The sequence below is a fragment of the Pseudaquabacterium rugosum genome (assembly GCF_038066575.1).
Taxonomy (GTDB): Bacteria; Pseudomonadota; Gammaproteobacteria; order Burkholderiales; family Burkholderiaceae_C; genus Pseudaquabacterium; species Pseudaquabacterium rugosum.
Map to the genome: position 1 here is coordinate 1 of NZ_JBBUTF010000014.1, position 14,917 is coordinate 14,917.

Sequence of the window (14,917 nt, forward strand, 5' to 3'; positions counted from 1 at the left end):
ACGGATGCCTCGCTGGTCGAGATCAACCCGCTCAACCGTGACAGCCAGGGCAACCTGATCGCCCTCGACGCGAAGTTCAACTTCGACGCCAACGCGCTGTTCCGCCACCCCGAGATCGTGGCCTACCGCGATCTGGACGAAGAGGATCCGGCCGAAGTCGAGGCCTCGAAGTTCGATCTGGCCTACATCAGCCTGGACGGCAACATCGGCTGCCTGGTCAACGGCGCCGGTCTGGCCATGGCCACGATGGACACCATCAAGCTGTTCGGCGGCGAGCCGGCCAACTTCCTGGACGTCGGCGGCGGCGCCACGGCCGAGAAGGTGACCGAGGCCTTCAAGATCATGCTGAAGAACCCGGACGTCAAGGGCATCCTGGTCAACATCTTCGGCGGCATCATGAAGTGCGACACCATCGCCGAAGGCGTGATCACCGCCTGCAAGGCGGTGAACCTGAGCGTGCCGCTGGTCGTGCGCATGAAGGGCACGAACGAGGATCTGGGCAAGAAGATGCTGGCCGAGTCCGGCCTGCCCATCATCGCCGCCGACACGATGGCCGAAGCCGCCACCAAGATCGTCGCCGCCGTGGCCTAAGGCCGAAGCCCAGGAGAAAAGTACATGTCGATCCTCATCAACAAGGACACCCGCGTCATCACGCAGGGCATCACCGGCAAGACCGGCCAGTTCCACACCAAGGGCTGCCAGGCCTACGCGAACGGCAAGAACGCCTTCGTCGCGGGCGTGAACCCGAAGAAGGCCGGCGAGAGCTTCGAAGGCATTCCCATCTACGCCAGCGTCAAGGAAGCCGCCTCGGCCCAGGGCGCGACCGTCAGCGTGATCTACGTGCCGCCGGCCGGCGCCGCCGCCGCGATCTGGGAAGCCGTCGAGGCCGACCTGGATCTGGCGATCTGCATCACCGAAGGCATCCCCGTGCGCGACATGCTGGACGTGCGCAACAAGATGAAGGCGAAGGTGGCGGCCGGCGGCAAGGAAACGCTGCTGCTGGGCCCGAACTGCCCCGGCCTGATCACGCCGGAAGAAATCAAGATCGGCATCATGCCGGGCCACATCCACAAGAAGGGGCGCATCGGCGTCGTCTCGCGCTCGGGCACGCTGACGTACGAAGCCGTGGCCCAGCTGTCGGAACTCGGCATCGGCCAGTCCAGCGCCGTCGGCATCGGCGGTGACCCGATCAACGGCCTGAAGCACATCGACGTGATGCGCGCCTTCAACGACGATCCGGACACCGACGCCGTGATCATGATCGGCGAGATCGGCGGCCCGGACGAGGCCGAGGCCGCGCGCTGGTGCAAGCTGAACATGAAGAAGCCGATCGTGGGCTTCATCGCCGGCGTCACCGCGCCTCCCGGAAAGCGCATGGGCCACGCCGGCGCGCTGATCTCCGGCGGCGCCGACACCGCCGACGCCAAGCTGGCCGTCATGGAAGAGTGCGGCTTCAAGGTCACGCGCAATCCGTCCGAGATGGGCCGCATCCTCAAGTCGCTGATCTGAGCCCGGTCCGGTCGGACGGACGCCCAGGCGGCCGTGCGTAGTTCCACGCACGACGCCAGCCAGCGTCTTTCCTAGACTTCCGCCGCCTCAAGGGCGGCTCGGCCTTCACGGGCCGGGCCGCCCTTTCACATTCCATCGTCTGGAGACTCCCATGGACCTGACCTCAGCCGCCTTCTGGGGCGCACTGGGTTCGATCATCATCGCCAACATCCTGCTGTCGGGTGACAACGCGGTCGTGATCGCCCTTGCGGCACGGGCTTTGCCCCCGCATCAGCAGAAGAAGGCGATCTTCTTCGGCAGCGGCGCCGCCATCGTGATGCGGATCGTGCTGACCATCGTCGCCGCCCGTCTGCTGACGCTGCCGTTCCTCAAGCTCATCGGCGGCCTGGCGCTGGGCTGGATCGGTGTCGGCCTGCTCAACGGCGGGGACGATGACGGCGACATCGGCGGCGAGACCGGCGGCCTGTTCAGCGCCATCCGCACCATCCTGGTGGCCGACCTCGTGATGAGCCTGGACAACGTCCTGGCCGTGGCCGCGGCCGCCAAGGGCGACAACGTACTGCTGATCGCCGGCCTGGCCATCAGCATCCCGCTGATCATCTTCGGCAGCACCATGCTGCTCAAGGTCATGGAGCGCTTTCCGATCATCATCACGCTGGGCGCGGGCCTGCTGGGTTGGCTGGCCGGCGAGATGATCTTCAGCGACCCGGGCGTGCTGGCCCGGACGGGCGACATCCCGCACCACATCGTGCAGATCGCCGGTGCGGTGGGCGCGGCGCTGGTCGTCGGTGCCGGCCTGTTCCTGAAGCGTCGCCACGACGCCAAGGCCGCCGCCGAGGCCTGAAGCCGGCATGCGTGCACGCCTCGGGCGTGCACGAACGCGTCAGGCCACGGCCTGACGTGCACCCGGACGGGACTTCTGTTCCAATCCGGGGCTGAGGAAGGGGAGTAGCTCTCGATCCGACACAGGGCACGGCGGCCAAGACCCCGTGACCGTCGAGCGGATCGCGGCAGCATCGTCAATACGGGGGCGTTCCGGTCGCCCCCCGGTGCCGTCGGTCCGTCGCATCCTGGATGCGGCGGGCGAGCAAGACCTTCGAGACGACGCATCCGCACGGATGCGGCTCGAAGGACCGGTGTCGCCCCTGCGCCACCGCCCCGACGACCTCATGCGTGCGTGTGCCCACCGGGCATTCGACAACCTCCTCTTCCGGAGCAACACGCATGGACTTTCTCATGGACCCCGCACTGTGGGTCGCCGTCGGTCAGATCATCATGATCGACATCCTGCTGGGCGGCGACAACGCCGTCGTCATCGCGCTGGCCTGCCGCAAGCTGCCGCCGGCCCAGCGCACCCAGGGCATCATCTGGGGCACCGTCGGCGCCATCGTGCTGCGCGTGATCCTGATCTTCTTCGCGCTGACGCTGCTGAAGGTTCCGTTCCTCAAGCTGGTGGGCGCGATCCTGCTGGTGTGGATCGGCATCAAGCTGCTGGCGCCGGGCGATGAGGACGAGCACGGCAACATCGACGGCTCGGACCGCCTGTGGGGCGCCATCCGCACCGTCATCATTGCCGACCTGGTGATGAGCATCGACAACGTGATCGCGATCGCCGGTGCGGCCGAGTCCGCCGGTGGCGACCACAAGATGCCGCTGGTCGTCTTCGGCCTGCTGGTCAGCATCCCGATCATCGTCTGGGGCAGCCAGTTCGTGATCAAGCTGATGGACCGCTTCCCGATCGTCATCACCATCGGCGGCATGCTGCTGGGCTGGATCGCCGGCACCATGGCCGTGACCGACCCGGCCGTGGTCCCGCACATCGGCGAAGTCACCCCGATGATGAACAAGATCGCCGGTGTGGCCGGTGCGCTGCTGGTGCTGACCATCGGTCTGGTGATGAAACGCCGCGCGAGCGCGGCCCCCGCCGCCTGACGCAACGGCGCCCCTTGTCCAAGGGGCGCCGGCCTCTGCCCGGGCCGCGGCACGCGTCTGCCCGCCGATCCCCTGTGCTAACGTGTTCGCGCGCCGGATCGGCGACACGGACCAGAGGATCGGGAGAGGGCAACCTTGGCTTGGTGGGACAGATGGCGCTCAGGCCGTCCCGATGCACCGGACGGTGACGGGACGACACTGCTGGCCGGTCGCTACCGGCTCGGTCCGCTGCGTGCCGAAGGGGCTCAGGGCCGCGTGCACGAGGCACACGACCTGCGCCTGGGCGGCCCGGTGATGGCCAAGCTGGTGCGACTGCCCGGCACCCCCAGCCTCGATGCGCGTGCCGGCTGGCTGGCACGCATGCAGCGCGAAGGCGAGATCGCGCGCCAGATCGCCCACCCGGACGTGTTGCGCGTGCTGGACGGCGGCATGCTCGATGACCAGGCATGGCTGATCACCGAGGCCGTCCAGGGCCACGACCTCACCCGCTACACGCACCGCGCGCGGCTGCTGCCCGACGCCCTGGTGCTGCGCCTGTCGGCCCGTGTCGCCCATGCGCTGTCCCATGCCCATGAGCAAGGCGTCATCCACCGCGATCTGAAGCCGGCCAACGTGCTGGTCGATCTCGTGCATGACGCCGTCAAGGTGGCCGACTTCGGCGTCGCCCACATGGCCGGCACCTCGCTGACCTGTTCCGGCCTGCTGCTGGGCACGCCGGCCTACATGGCCCCCGAACTGCTGGCCGGCGCACCGCCGACACCCGCCTGCGACGCCTGGTCGCTGGGGGTGCTGACCTACGAACTGCTGAGCGCCCGCCGGCCGCACCAGGCCAGTTCACTGACGGAGCTGCTGCTCGCCACCACCCATCAGCCTGCGCATCCGCTGCAGGCCCTGCGTCCGGATCTGCCCGAATCGATCTGTGCTCACGTCACCGCCCTGCTCGCGGCCGATCCCGCGCGCCGTCCCTCGCCGCTGGCCGACTGGGCGCTGGCTGCGGCCGGGCTGGCCTCGGCCATCGAGCGCGCGACCGGCAACCGCCATCCTGCCAACCCGGTGCTGACCGGGTGAACAAGGCACAATCACGCCGCTTGCGACGACGGCCTGCGGGCCGTCCCGAACCGGCCCACGCACACCGCCCCATCCGCGCATGAGCTTCGAATTCTTCCACGCCGTCGACACCGGCCGTGCGCGCACGAACAACGAGGACTCGGTCGCCCTCGACGAGACCCACGGTCTGGCCGTGCTGGCCGACGGCATGGGGGGCTACAACGCGGGCGAAGTGGCCAGCAGCATGGCCACGTCGTTCATCCGCAACGAACTCGGCCGCTGGCTGGCCGAAGCCGGCGCCAAGGCCGGCGACGCCGACATCCGCCGGGCGATGGAGATCTGCGTCGACAACGCCAACCGCGCGATCTTCAACGCCGCCAACGCGAACCCGCAGTACGCGGGCATGGGCACCACGCTGGTGGTCGCCGCGTTCCGTGAACAGCAGTTGCGCGTCGGCCATGTCGGCGATTCACGGGCCTACCGCTGGCGCGGCGGACAGCTGGTGCAGATCACGCGCGACCACTCGCTGCTGCAGGAGCAGATCGACGCCGGTCTGATCACGCCCGAGCAGGCCGCGTTCTCGGCCAACAAGAACCTGGTCACGCGGGCGGTCGGCGTCGAGGACACCGTGCTGCTCGAAACCCATCTGCACGACACACAGCCCGGCGACACCTACCTGATGTGCTCCGATGGCCTGTCGGACATGCTCGACGACGGCACGATGGCGCGCATCTTGCAATCCCACACGACCTTGCCCGAAGCCGGGCGTGCGCTCATCGACGCTGCCAATGATGCTGGCGGACGGGATAACATCGCCGTGATCCTGATCCGCGTCGGCGGTGTGCCGGCAGCGTCCGGCAAACCCTGGTGGCGCTTCGGGCGTTGATGCGGGCGGTCCGCCCGGACAGTGAGGCCGACGGTCGCCCGGACGGCACGGCGGACAGGGCATTCAGACAAGAAGGTCAAGCATGGGCAAGTTGGTGGTGTCACTCGACAGCGTGGTGATCAAGGAAGTCCAGATCACGAAGGACAAGACCACGCTCGGCCGGCGCCCTTACAACGACATCGTCATCGACAACCTGGCGGTCAGCGGCGAGCATGCCGTGCTGCAGATGGTCGGCCACGATGTCTTCATCGAGGATCTGAACTCGACCAACGGCACCTACATCAACGGCAAGGCGATCAAGAAGCAGCTGCTGGTGCACGGTGACACCGTCGAGATCGGCAAGTACAAGATCAAGTACGTGGCGGACGAACGTGAGGGCGAAGACTTCGCCCGCACGATGATCGTGCGCCCGGGCACCCCTGGCGCGGCGACCGGCGCGGCGCAGCCCGCCGCGTACGGCGCGCCGGCACCGGCGGCCTCCGGGACGACGCCCGGCTATGGCGGCGCCAGCGCTGCAGCGACCCCGACGACGGCATCGATCAAGGTGCTCAGCGGCGCCGCCGCCGGCCGGGCGGTCACGCTGACCAAGGTCGTCACCACGGTCGGCAAGCCGGGCGTGCAGGTCGCCTCGATCACCAAGAAGCCCAGCGGCCACTACGTGCTGGCCCATGTCGAGGGCGCCCAGCGGCCGAGCATCAACGGCATCGCGCTGACCTCGGACACCGCGCCGTTGAACAACGGCGACCTGATCGAGCTGGCCGGCACGCAGATGCAGTTCGTCCAGAGCTGAGCCGCCGCCACCGCCGTCGCCACGGGCCTCGGCGTCCGTGATCGACGGCACGCCGGCGATCGACTCCCCGCCCGGTCCGCACGAGGGCTGCGACTTTCGACCGCTGGCCACCCTTGCCAGCCGGATCGGCCCCCTGCACCATCGCCGGACGGGCGTACGCACAGCGCGTGCGGCTCGTCTGACGCTCCGGGAGCCTCCCGGACACTGCACGCCAGCCCAGAGACCGGCCGCGACCGCGCGGTCGCACGCGCCCTCATGACCATCCGAGTGCTCGGTTGTTCCGGCTCGATCGCCGCCGGTGACCGCACCACCGCTTTCCTGCTCGACGAGGTGGCGCTGATCGACGCCGGCACCGGCGTGGGTGACCTCACGATCGACGAGCTCGCCCGCATCGACGATGTGCTGTTGACGCACAGCCACCTCGACCATGTGCTGGGTGTGCCGCTGCTGGCCGACAGCGTGATGCGCCGCCGCCGTGGCCGGCCGCCGATCCGTGTCCATGGCCTGCCGCAGACCTTGCAGGCCTTGCGCGACCACGTCTTCAACAACTGCATCTGGCCGGACTTCACCACGCTGCCGCATGCGCGCACACCGGTCCTGAGCCTGCATCCCGTGGCCGTCGGGCAGGTGCTGGACATCGGCACGCGCCAGGTCGAGGTGCTGCCGGCCGCCCACACCGTGCCCGCCGTGGCCTATGCGGTCAACGGCGCCCGTGGCGCCTGGGTGTTCACGGGCGACACCGGGCCCAATGCCGCGCTGTGGGCCCGCCTGGAGCGCCTGCCGCTGGCCACGCTGGTCATCGAGACCGCCTTCCGCGACGACGAACGGGCGGTGGCCCGCGTCAGCGGCCATCTGCACCCGCAGGCGCTGGCCGAGGAGCTCGGCCATGTGCCCGCGACGACGCAGGTCTGCATCACCCACGTCAAGCCGGGCGAGCAGGATGTGGTGATGCGCGAGATCCAGGCGCTGGGCCTGCCCCATCCGATCCGCGCCCTGCGGGCCGGCGACCGCATCACGCTGGACTGACGCCGTCGCGGGGCCGCCGACCGCCCCGCGGCTGACAAAGTTTGTCAGTCACCCGGGCGGACGGCTGACAGGAAATGTCAGGGCCTGACATTTCCGGGTATACCCGCAGCGGTGGACGCCGCTCCGGGGCGGCGAATCGTGCAGGAACTCACGCCTGTTTTGCCGCTTCTTTCAGATGTCAGCCTGGCACGGGCCATGCGAATGGGGTGGACGCATCACGCGCCACCGTCCACGCTGCCCAGGGAGTTCCCCATGAAGAAGTTGCACACGCTCAACCGCCAGGTCCGCCGCGGTTTCACCCTGATCGAACTGATGATCGTCGTCGCGATCGTCGGCATCCTGGCCGCGGTCGCGCTGCCGGCGTATCAGGACTACACGGTTCGTAGCCGCGTCTCGGAGTCGCTGGGTCTGGCTGAGCCGATGAAGCACACTGTTGCGGAGAACCTGACGACAGCTGCCTCCGGCGCAACGTCCGGCCGCTGCCTGGGTGTGGACGCCGTCGGCTCGACCACAACCGCTGCTTCGCTCAACACCCAGTCGATTGCTTGCACTGATGCATCCGGTGCACTGACGATCATTACGACTGAAAAGGCAGGCTCAGTGACGATGGCGCTGACGCCAACGCTGGAGTCGGGCATCGTCAAGTGGGTTTGTCAGGTTTCTGTCGTAGCCAAAAACAAGTTTGTACCTGCTGAATGCCGTCGTGCAAGCTAACGCTGACTCTCGACTGGTAGCTGCCAGCGAGTGATCGACAAGAAGGGGCCCTCGGGCCCCTTTGTCGTTTTTCAGGCTCGACCGCGGGAGTCCTGACGCGATGGCTCAGAATCCGCCAACCAGCCCTTAGCTACCACGCGGCACCGCCGTGCCCTAGCCCCTGATGCCGTCTTACCTCAAGCCATCCCGTCCGGATGCGCCCGCAGGCCAGTCCAGCCCATCTGCCGCGACCGTTGCCGCTTGGCTAGCCGGCAGTGTTCCCTTCCTCTCAGCCGTCAGCTGGACGCCATCAGCCACCATGGTCAACCAGATCCTCGCCGTAGGCCTATGGGGCCTGTGGCTGGCAATGGCGGCACCGCGGGCTGATCTACGTGCCAGTGGTCCGACCGTGGCCGCACTGGGGCTGGTACTGCTGGCCGCACTCGCGATGCCAGTGTTCGGGGCCTTGCCCTTTTCCATCGGGTTTAGCAACGCGGCCCTGGTGTTAACGTCTATCGCAATGGCCGCAGCCGGGGCCGGACTGGCACGACAGCAGCTACCGCGACTACGCGATGCTTGGCTGGCACTATGCACAGGTCTGTTAATTGGCGGCGTACTCAGTGCCGTCGTCGGGCTGCTGCAGGTGCATGCACCACAGCTGGCTGACGGCCAGCTACTGGCCGCCAGCTCGCTCGAGGGGATCGCGGTAGGAAATCTGCGCCAACCCAACCATTTATGCAGTGTGCTCCTACTAGGGTTGGTTGCGCTGGTCGTTCGCCATGAGCTGGCTGGTATGCCTCGTGCGCAGCTATGGGTGTTCGCCATGGCCATGGTATGGGCAATAGAGCTATCAGCATCACGCACTGGCGCGCTCGGACTGCTTCTGTGCCCGCTGTGGGCAGCATTGGACCGCAAGCTAAGCCGGCCGGTACGCCACCTACTGATGGCGCTACCGCTGCTCTACCTGGCGTTCTTCGGTCTGGCCTGGGGCTGGGCCCATCTGGGGGGCGGCCACGAGGCCGAAGGCGCGGCCGCACGCATGGCCGACGAGCTGGGCGCGGCCGCCCAGGGCAGCCCGAACTCGCGGCTGAACGTCTGGCGCAACACACTGACCCTGATCACGGCAAATCCGTGGTCCGGCGTGGGATGGGGCGAATACAACCTAGCCTGGACTCTGACAGGCTACCCGAACCGCCCGACTGCCTTCTTCGACCATGCACACAACCTGCCACTACAGCTACTGGCAGAACTCGGCATCCCGCTGGGCTCGGCAGTGCTAGTGCTGACAACGATGACTGTGCTGGCAGGTTGGACCCGCAGTGCACGGCTAAGCGGTGAACGTGGTCTGATCGGCCGCTCGGCAGCCATGCTACTGCTGATGCTGATGTGGCACTCGATGGTCGAATATCCGCTGTGGTACGGATACTTCCTGCTACCGGCTGCACTGGCAGCAGGGGTAGCGCTGGGGCAGGCCGATCCGCGAGGGGATTCGTTGGCAGACCTACGCTCTGACTTACCGGTCGATCCGCTTGTGCTCGGGCCGAAAGCGACAGTGCGTCTGACGTGGAGCACCACCAGTCCGCGAACCCGGTTGGCCGGTGTCCTGATGGTCTGCGGAAGCCTATGGGCACTCATAGACTTCCAAGCAATCTCATCGATCTACTCGGTGGCAAAGGATGAACGCCGTAGCTTGGCTCAGCGCATTGCTGACGGCCAAGGTAGTTTGTGGTTCGCCCATCATGCCGACTACGCAGCTGCGACCAATCCTATGCAGCCGCTGTCGCGTGCGCTGGGCTTGCAGTCCGCAGTGCACTATCTGCTCGACGGCCAGCTGATGCAGACCTGGGCCCGCGAGCTGGCCGCCCAGGGCCACCCGGAACATGCCCGGCTGCTGATGCAGCGCCTGGGTGAATTCCGCCGCCTGGAGCCGGACAAGCAGGAGCGGGTCTGTGGCCGCGAGATGGCCCCTGGCGATGCGGCGATCTGCGTGCCTCCGACGCAGACCCCCGACTGGCGCAGCTTCATCCCGCTGACCCAGGCCGCCACACGGGCGGTGCTGGCGTCCTCGGTGCCGGCACGGCCCTGAAAGCGCGCGGCAGGGCCGTGGGCGGCCGGGCCGCGCCGGGGCGCCGCTGGGGCGCCACCCGCGTGCTCAGACCCCGTCGGCGCGCCAGTGGCCGCTCTTGCCGCCCTGCTTCTCCAGCAGGCGGATGTCGTCCATCACCATGCCCTTGTCGGCGGCCTTGCACATGTCGTAGACGGTCAGCAGGCCGATCTGGACGGCGGTCAGCGCCTCCATCTCGACGCCGGTGACGCCGACCGTCTCGGCCGTCACCTGCAGCTCGACGGCGCTGGCCGCCGCGTCGAGGCGGAACTCGACGGCCACCCGCGTCAGCGGCAGCGGATGGCACAGCGGCACCAGCTCGGACGTGCGCTTGGCGGCCTGGATGGCGGCGATGCGCGCCACGCCCAGCACATCCCCCTTGCGGGCCTGACCATCGCGCACCAGCGCGAACGTGGCCGGCAACATGCAGATGCGGCCACGGGCCACGGCCACGCGATGGGTCGGCGTCTTGGCCGACACATCGACCATGTGGGCCTGGCCCTGGGCATCGAAATGGGTCAGGGGGGTCGCTGCGGAGGTCATGGCATCGCTGCGCCGTCAGCGGCAACAGCCGGGAGACAAGGGGCTGGCATGATAGGCCGCGAACCGGCCGCACCGGCACCGGTCACGATCCGTCCGTTCCTGCCCCATGCGCCTGTCCCCGCGTCCGCCTTCGCGCCTGCTGCGCCTGACCGCCAGCCTGATGGCCATGCTCACCGGCCTGACCGGCTCACCCGGCAGCCTGGCGCAGGGCACCGGCACCGCTCGAACCGCCGTGGCGCCGCGGCTGCCGGCGCTGGGCGACGCCGCGGTCGAGGATCTGGGCCCGGGCGCCGAACGCCGGCTGGGCGAGCAGGTGATGCGCGAGGTGCGCCAGGATCCGGACTACCTCGATGATCCGGTGCTCGGCCAGTACGTGGCGGGGCTGTGGCAGCCGCTGGTCGAGGCGGCACGGCGGCGCGGCGACATCGGCACCGACACCGACACGCTGTTCGCCTGGGAGACCTTTCTCGTGCGGGACCGCTCGGTCAACGCCTTCGCGCTGCCGGGCGGCCATGTCGGCGTGCACCTGGGCCTGATCGCGATGACGCCGGGCGCCGATGAGCTGGCCTCGGTGCTCGCGCATGAGCTGGCCCACGTCACCCAGCACCACATCGCCCGCCGGCTGAGCGCCAGCAGCCGCAACCAGACCGTCAGCATGGCGGCGATGCTGCTGGCCATCCTGGCGGCCAGCCGCAGCAGCGGCAACCTCGAGGCCGCCAATGCGGCCATCGTCGGCAGCCAGGCCGCCACGCTGCAGGCCGACCTGAACTTCTCGCGCGACATGGAGCGCGAGGCCGACCGCCAGGGCGACCAGCTGCTGCGCGAGGCCGGCTATGCGCCCGACGCGATGAGCCGCATGTTCGACCGCCTGGACCAGGCCAACCGGCTCAACGACAACGGCGCCTACCCTTATCTGCGCAGCCATCCGCTGACCACCGAGCGCATCGGCGAGGCGCGCCAGCGGCTGCAGGCCGAAGGGCTGCAGGGTGCCGAAGAAAGCCTCAGGTCGACGGGCAGGCCGGACCGCGGTGAACCGCCTGCGGCCGTGGTCAGCTCGGCCAGCGCGGCCAGCGCGATCAGCGTCCCTCCCGCGGTGCACGCACTGATGCGGGCCCGCGCCCGGGTGCTGATGGACAGCAGCCCTGCAGCACTGGAGCGCCAGCTCGCGCTGGCCCTGACGACCCCGCGTGACGGTGCGTTGGCGACCGGTGATGCGCTGGCCACGCTGTCGGCCGGCGCCACGGCCGGGATGCGGCTGCGGCAGTTCGACCGCGCCCGGTCACTGCTGGCCCAGGCACGCCAAGGGCTGGCCGCGACCTCCGCCGCCGATCCGGCCGGAGCCGATCTGATGTCCGACCTGCTGATCCTGCAGCAGGCCGAACTGGAGGTGGCCGCCGGCCAGCCCGAGGCCGCGGGAACCGTGCTGGCCGGCTTGCGGCAACCCCGCCAACGCGCAGCGATGCTGCTGCGGGCGCAGCAGGCCGAGGCCTTGCCCGATGCCCGGGAAGCGGCATGGCGGGCCAGCCTGGACGAGCTGCAGCTGTGGACCAGCCAGCACGGTGGCGACGCCACGGCCTGGCACTGGCAGGCCCAGCTGGCGCAGCGGCTCGGTCAGCCCCTGCGCGCGCTGCGGGCCCAGGCCGAGAACCGGGCCGCGCTCGGTGATCTGCGTGGCGCGGTCGATCGCCTCAGCGCTGCACAACGCCAAGCCCGAGGAGATGCCTCACGGCGCGAGTTCATCGAGGCCACGGTGATCGACGCACGGCTGCGTGAACTGACGGCTGAACTGAGGAGCCTCCGGCGCGAGGCCGAAGGCGGTCGTCCCTGATCGGCCGGTGGCTTGCGGCGTGCGCGCCGCCAGACCTCAGACGGACTCTGCGTCGCGCCGGCTGAACAGGCGCTCGATGGCCACGTCGATCACCATGCCGCACAGGCTGTAGATCAGCGAGCCGATCATCGCGGCACCGAAGCTGGCCACCGACAGGCCCTTGAGCAACTCCGCCGCGAACCAGAACATGCCGGCGTTGACCACCAGCAGGAACAGCCCGAGCGTGAGGACCGTCACGGGCAAAGTCAGCAGCACGAGCACCGGCCGCAGCAGCGTGTTGAGCAGACCCAGCACGACGGCGGCCCACAGCGCGGCGCTGAAACTCGCGACCCGGACCCCGGGATACAGATGCGCCACCAGCAGCAGGGCAGCGGCCAGCAACAACCAGCGCAGGATCAATTTCATGGCCGTGAGCATAGCGCTGGCCGAGCCCGGCCGAGCCGCGGCTGGATGCCGGTCAAGCACCTGCGGTGCACAGGCGACAGAAACAGGGTTTCCCAGGGGCGCGCACACGGATTTCCCAGGGCGGACCGCTTCTCAGCCCCTGGGCATGGGATTACCATTGCGCACGTTGCAGCCGATGCACGAGAAACGGGGAGTCATACCCCGGCGCCAGGTGCAGCACGCAAACCAATCACGTGATGGAGAGTTTCCAAATGGCAACTGCGAAGAAGGCCGCCCCGGCCGCGAAGAAGGCGGCAGCTCCGGCGAATGAAGTCGCCGCAGACCAGAAAGCGGCCCCGGCAAAGACGGCCGAGGCAAAGAAGCGCACCCCGAATGCAGCCTTCCTGAAGCCGCTGACGCCCAGCGCGCAGCTCGCCGAGATCATCGGCAAGCAGCCGCTGCCGCGCACCGAGGTGACGAAGAAGGTTTGGGAGTACATCAAGAAGCACGATCTGCAGGACGCCGCCAAGCGCACGCAGATCAACGCCGATGCCAAGCTGAAGGCCGTCGTCAAGGCCGACCAGGTCACCATGTTCGAGCTGACCAAGCTGGTCAACGCGCACCTGAGCTGATCGTCCTGCGCGTGCGTCCGCCGTTGGCGGATGCGCGGCAGGCCAAGTGCTGACAGGCCGGCCTCGCGCCGGCCTTTTTCATGCCCGCACGGTCCGCGTCAGGCGCTGGACCGCCTGCCGGCAGCACCTCACTTGCCGATGCAAAAGCGCGAGAAGATCTCGCCCAGCAGGTCGTCGGCGGAAAACGCGCCCGTGATCTCGCCCAGCGCCTCATGGGCCAGGCGCAGTTCCTCGGCCAGCAGATCGAGCAGCTGGGCCTGTTGCGCCAGATGTCCGTCAGCCAACGCCAGATGTGCGGTGCAACGGCGCAGCGCCTCGACATGGCGGGTGCGGGCGATGAACAGGCCATCCGGCAAGGACTGCCAGCCTGCGCGCTCCAGCAGCACGTCACGCAGGGCCTGCAGGCCTTCACCCTGACGGGCGCACAGGGTGATGCCGCCTTCGAGGGCAGGCGCCTCCGGCGCCAGATCCCGCTTGTTGTGCACGTGCAGCAACTGCGCCTGCAGTCCGTGACGCCGCAGGCTGTCGGCGATCGATGCCTCGGCAGCCTCGTAGTCGGCCTGGCCGCGCCGCGAGAGATCGTGCAGGAAGACGACCACATCCGCGGCCTGGATGGCCTCCCAGCTGCGCGTGATGCCGATGCGTTCGACCTCGTCGCTGGCCTGCGCTTCATCACGCAGGCCGGCCGTGTCGGTCACGTGGACGGGCACGCCCTGGATCTGGATGGTCTGTGCGATGCGGTCACGCGTGGTGCCAGCCACCGGCGTGACGATGGCCAGTTCGGCCCCTGCCAGCGCGTTGAGCAGGCTGCTCTTGCCGACGTTGGGCTGGCCGGCGAGCACCACCTGCATGCCCTCACGCAGCAGCGCACCCTGGCGCGCTCGGTCCAGTACCGCCTGCAGCCCCTCACTCAGGGCGCGCAGCTGGCCGTGCGCATCGGCACGCTGCAGGAAGTCGATCTCTTCCTCGGGGAAGTCCAGCGTGGCCTCGACCAGCATGCGCAGGCGCACGATGCGCTCGCGCAGGGCATGGACATCCTGCGAGAAGGCCCCCGACAACGAGCGGCTGGCCGAACGCGCCGCCGCTTCGGTGCTGGCGTCGATCAGGTCCGCCACGGCCTCGGCCTGGGCCAGATCGAGCTTGTCGTTGAGGTAGGCGCGCAGCGTGAATTCGCCGGGCTCGGCCAGCCGCAGCCGCGGCAGCCGCGGAAGGCCCGTGCGCTCGTCAAGCTGGGCGGCGGCCTCCAGGCAACGCGCCAGCAGCAGCTGCAGCACGACCGGGCCGCCGTGGGCCTGCAGCTCCAGCACGTCCTCGCCGGTGTAGCTGGCAGGCCCTGGAAACCACAGCGCCAGGCCGTGGTCGATGGCCGAGCCATCGGCCGCGCGGAAGGCACCGTAGTGCGCATGCCGCGGTTTCAAAGGGGCATCGACGAGGGCCGGCAGCAGCGCCGCCAACCCCCGGCCCGAGACACGCACGATGCCGACCGCGCCGCGTCCCGGTGCGGTGGCGATCGCGACGACCGGATCGTGCGCGTCGCCCATCG

General features: G+C 68.7%; 14 protein-coding genes and 1 pseudogene. 12 read left to right on the forward strand and 3 right to left on the reverse strand.

What is annotated here, in order from left to right; translation table 11 throughout:
• From sucC to AACH11_RS15435, 10 genes and pseudogenes are all read left to right on the forward strand, one after another.
• Positions 1-591 (forward strand): annotated as a pseudogene (gene sucC, locus AACH11_RS15390) (succinate--CoA ligase subunit beta); the annotation flags it as partial.
• Positions 592-615: 24 nt separating this feature from the next.
• Positions 616-1,509, forward strand: a complete 894-nt coding sequence (gene sucD / locus AACH11_RS15395; RefSeq protein ID WP_341375132.1) for a succinate--CoA ligase subunit alpha — start codon at positions 616-618, stop codon at positions 1,507-1,509.
• A gap of 151 nt (positions 1,510-1,660) precedes the next feature.
• On the forward strand, positions 1,661-2,353 hold the full coding sequence (locus AACH11_RS15400; RefSeq protein WP_341375133.1) for a TerC family protein: 693 nt from the start codon (positions 1,661-1,663) through the stop codon (positions 2,351-2,353).
• A gap of 380 nt (positions 2,354-2,733) precedes the next feature.
• Entirely contained in the window at positions 2,734-3,441 is a 708-nt protein-coding gene (locus AACH11_RS15405) for a TerC family protein (protein ID WP_341375134.1), read from the forward strand.
• 135 nt (positions 3,442-3,576) lie between these two features.
• Entirely contained in the window at positions 3,577-4,509 is a 933-nt protein-coding gene (locus AACH11_RS15410; RefSeq protein WP_341375135.1) for a serine/threonine-protein kinase, read from the forward strand.
• Between the two features lie 79 nt (positions 4,510-4,588).
• Positions 4,589-5,374: a Stp1/IreP family PP2C-type Ser/Thr phosphatase gene (locus AACH11_RS15415; protein WP_341375136.1), complete on the forward strand. Its 786-nt coding sequence runs from the start codon at positions 4,589-4,591 to the stop codon at positions 5,372-5,374.
• Between the two features lie 82 nt (positions 5,375-5,456).
• A complete protein-coding gene (locus AACH11_RS15420) occupies positions 5,457-6,164 on the forward strand; it encodes an FHA domain-containing protein (RefSeq protein ID WP_341375137.1) in 708 nt (235 codons plus the stop codon).
• A 255-nt stretch (positions 6,165-6,419) separates the two neighbouring features.
• On the forward strand, positions 6,420-7,190 hold the full coding sequence (locus tag AACH11_RS15425) for an MBL fold metallo-hydrolase (RefSeq protein ID WP_341375138.1): 771 nt from the start codon (positions 6,420-6,422) through the stop codon (positions 7,188-7,190).
• 252 nt (positions 7,191-7,442) lie between these two features.
• Positions 7,443-7,904, forward strand: a complete 462-nt coding sequence (locus AACH11_RS15430; RefSeq protein ID WP_341375139.1) for a pilin — start codon at positions 7,443-7,445, stop codon at positions 7,902-7,904.
• Positions 7,905-8,202: 298 nt separating this feature from the next.
• Entirely contained in the window at positions 8,203-9,969 is a 1,767-nt protein-coding gene (locus AACH11_RS15435) for a PglL family O-oligosaccharyltransferase (RefSeq protein WP_341375140.1), read from the forward strand.
• A gap of 66 nt (positions 9,970-10,035) precedes the next feature.
• Here the strand turns inward: AACH11_RS15435 and moaC are convergent, their stop codons facing one another.
• Positions 10,036-10,530 (reverse strand): cyclic pyranopterin monophosphate synthase MoaC, encoded by a 495-nt coding sequence (gene moaC / locus AACH11_RS15440; RefSeq protein WP_341375141.1) that lies wholly within the window; start codon positions 10,528-10,530, stop codon positions 10,036-10,038.
• Between the two features lie 106 nt (positions 10,531-10,636).
• Here moaC and AACH11_RS15445 point away from each other — a divergent pair, with 106 nt between their 5' ends.
• Positions 10,637-12,358 (forward strand): M48 family metalloprotease, encoded by a 1,722-nt coding sequence (locus tag AACH11_RS15445; protein ID WP_341375142.1) that lies wholly within the window; start codon positions 10,637-10,639, stop codon positions 12,356-12,358.
• A gap of 36 nt (positions 12,359-12,394) precedes the next feature.
• Here the strand turns inward: AACH11_RS15445 and AACH11_RS15450 are convergent, their stop codons facing one another.
• Positions 12,395-12,763, reverse strand: a complete 369-nt coding sequence (locus tag AACH11_RS15450; protein ID WP_341375143.1) for a phage holin family protein — start codon at positions 12,761-12,763, stop codon at positions 12,395-12,397.
• Positions 12,764-13,014: 251 nt separating this feature from the next.
• Between AACH11_RS15450 and AACH11_RS15455 the strand changes: the two genes are divergently transcribed.
• A complete protein-coding gene (locus AACH11_RS15455; RefSeq protein WP_341375144.1) occupies positions 13,015-13,374 on the forward strand; it encodes an SWIB/MDM2 domain-containing protein in 360 nt (119 codons plus the stop codon).
• A gap of 128 nt (positions 13,375-13,502) precedes the next feature.
• Here AACH11_RS15455 and mnmE read toward each other — a convergent pair whose 3' ends face one another.
• Entirely contained in the window at positions 13,503-14,915 is a 1,413-nt protein-coding gene (mnmE, locus tag AACH11_RS15460; RefSeq protein WP_341375145.1) for a tRNA uridine-5-carboxymethylaminomethyl(34) synthesis GTPase MnmE, read from the reverse strand.
• Positions 14,916-14,917 lie beyond the last annotated feature (2 nt).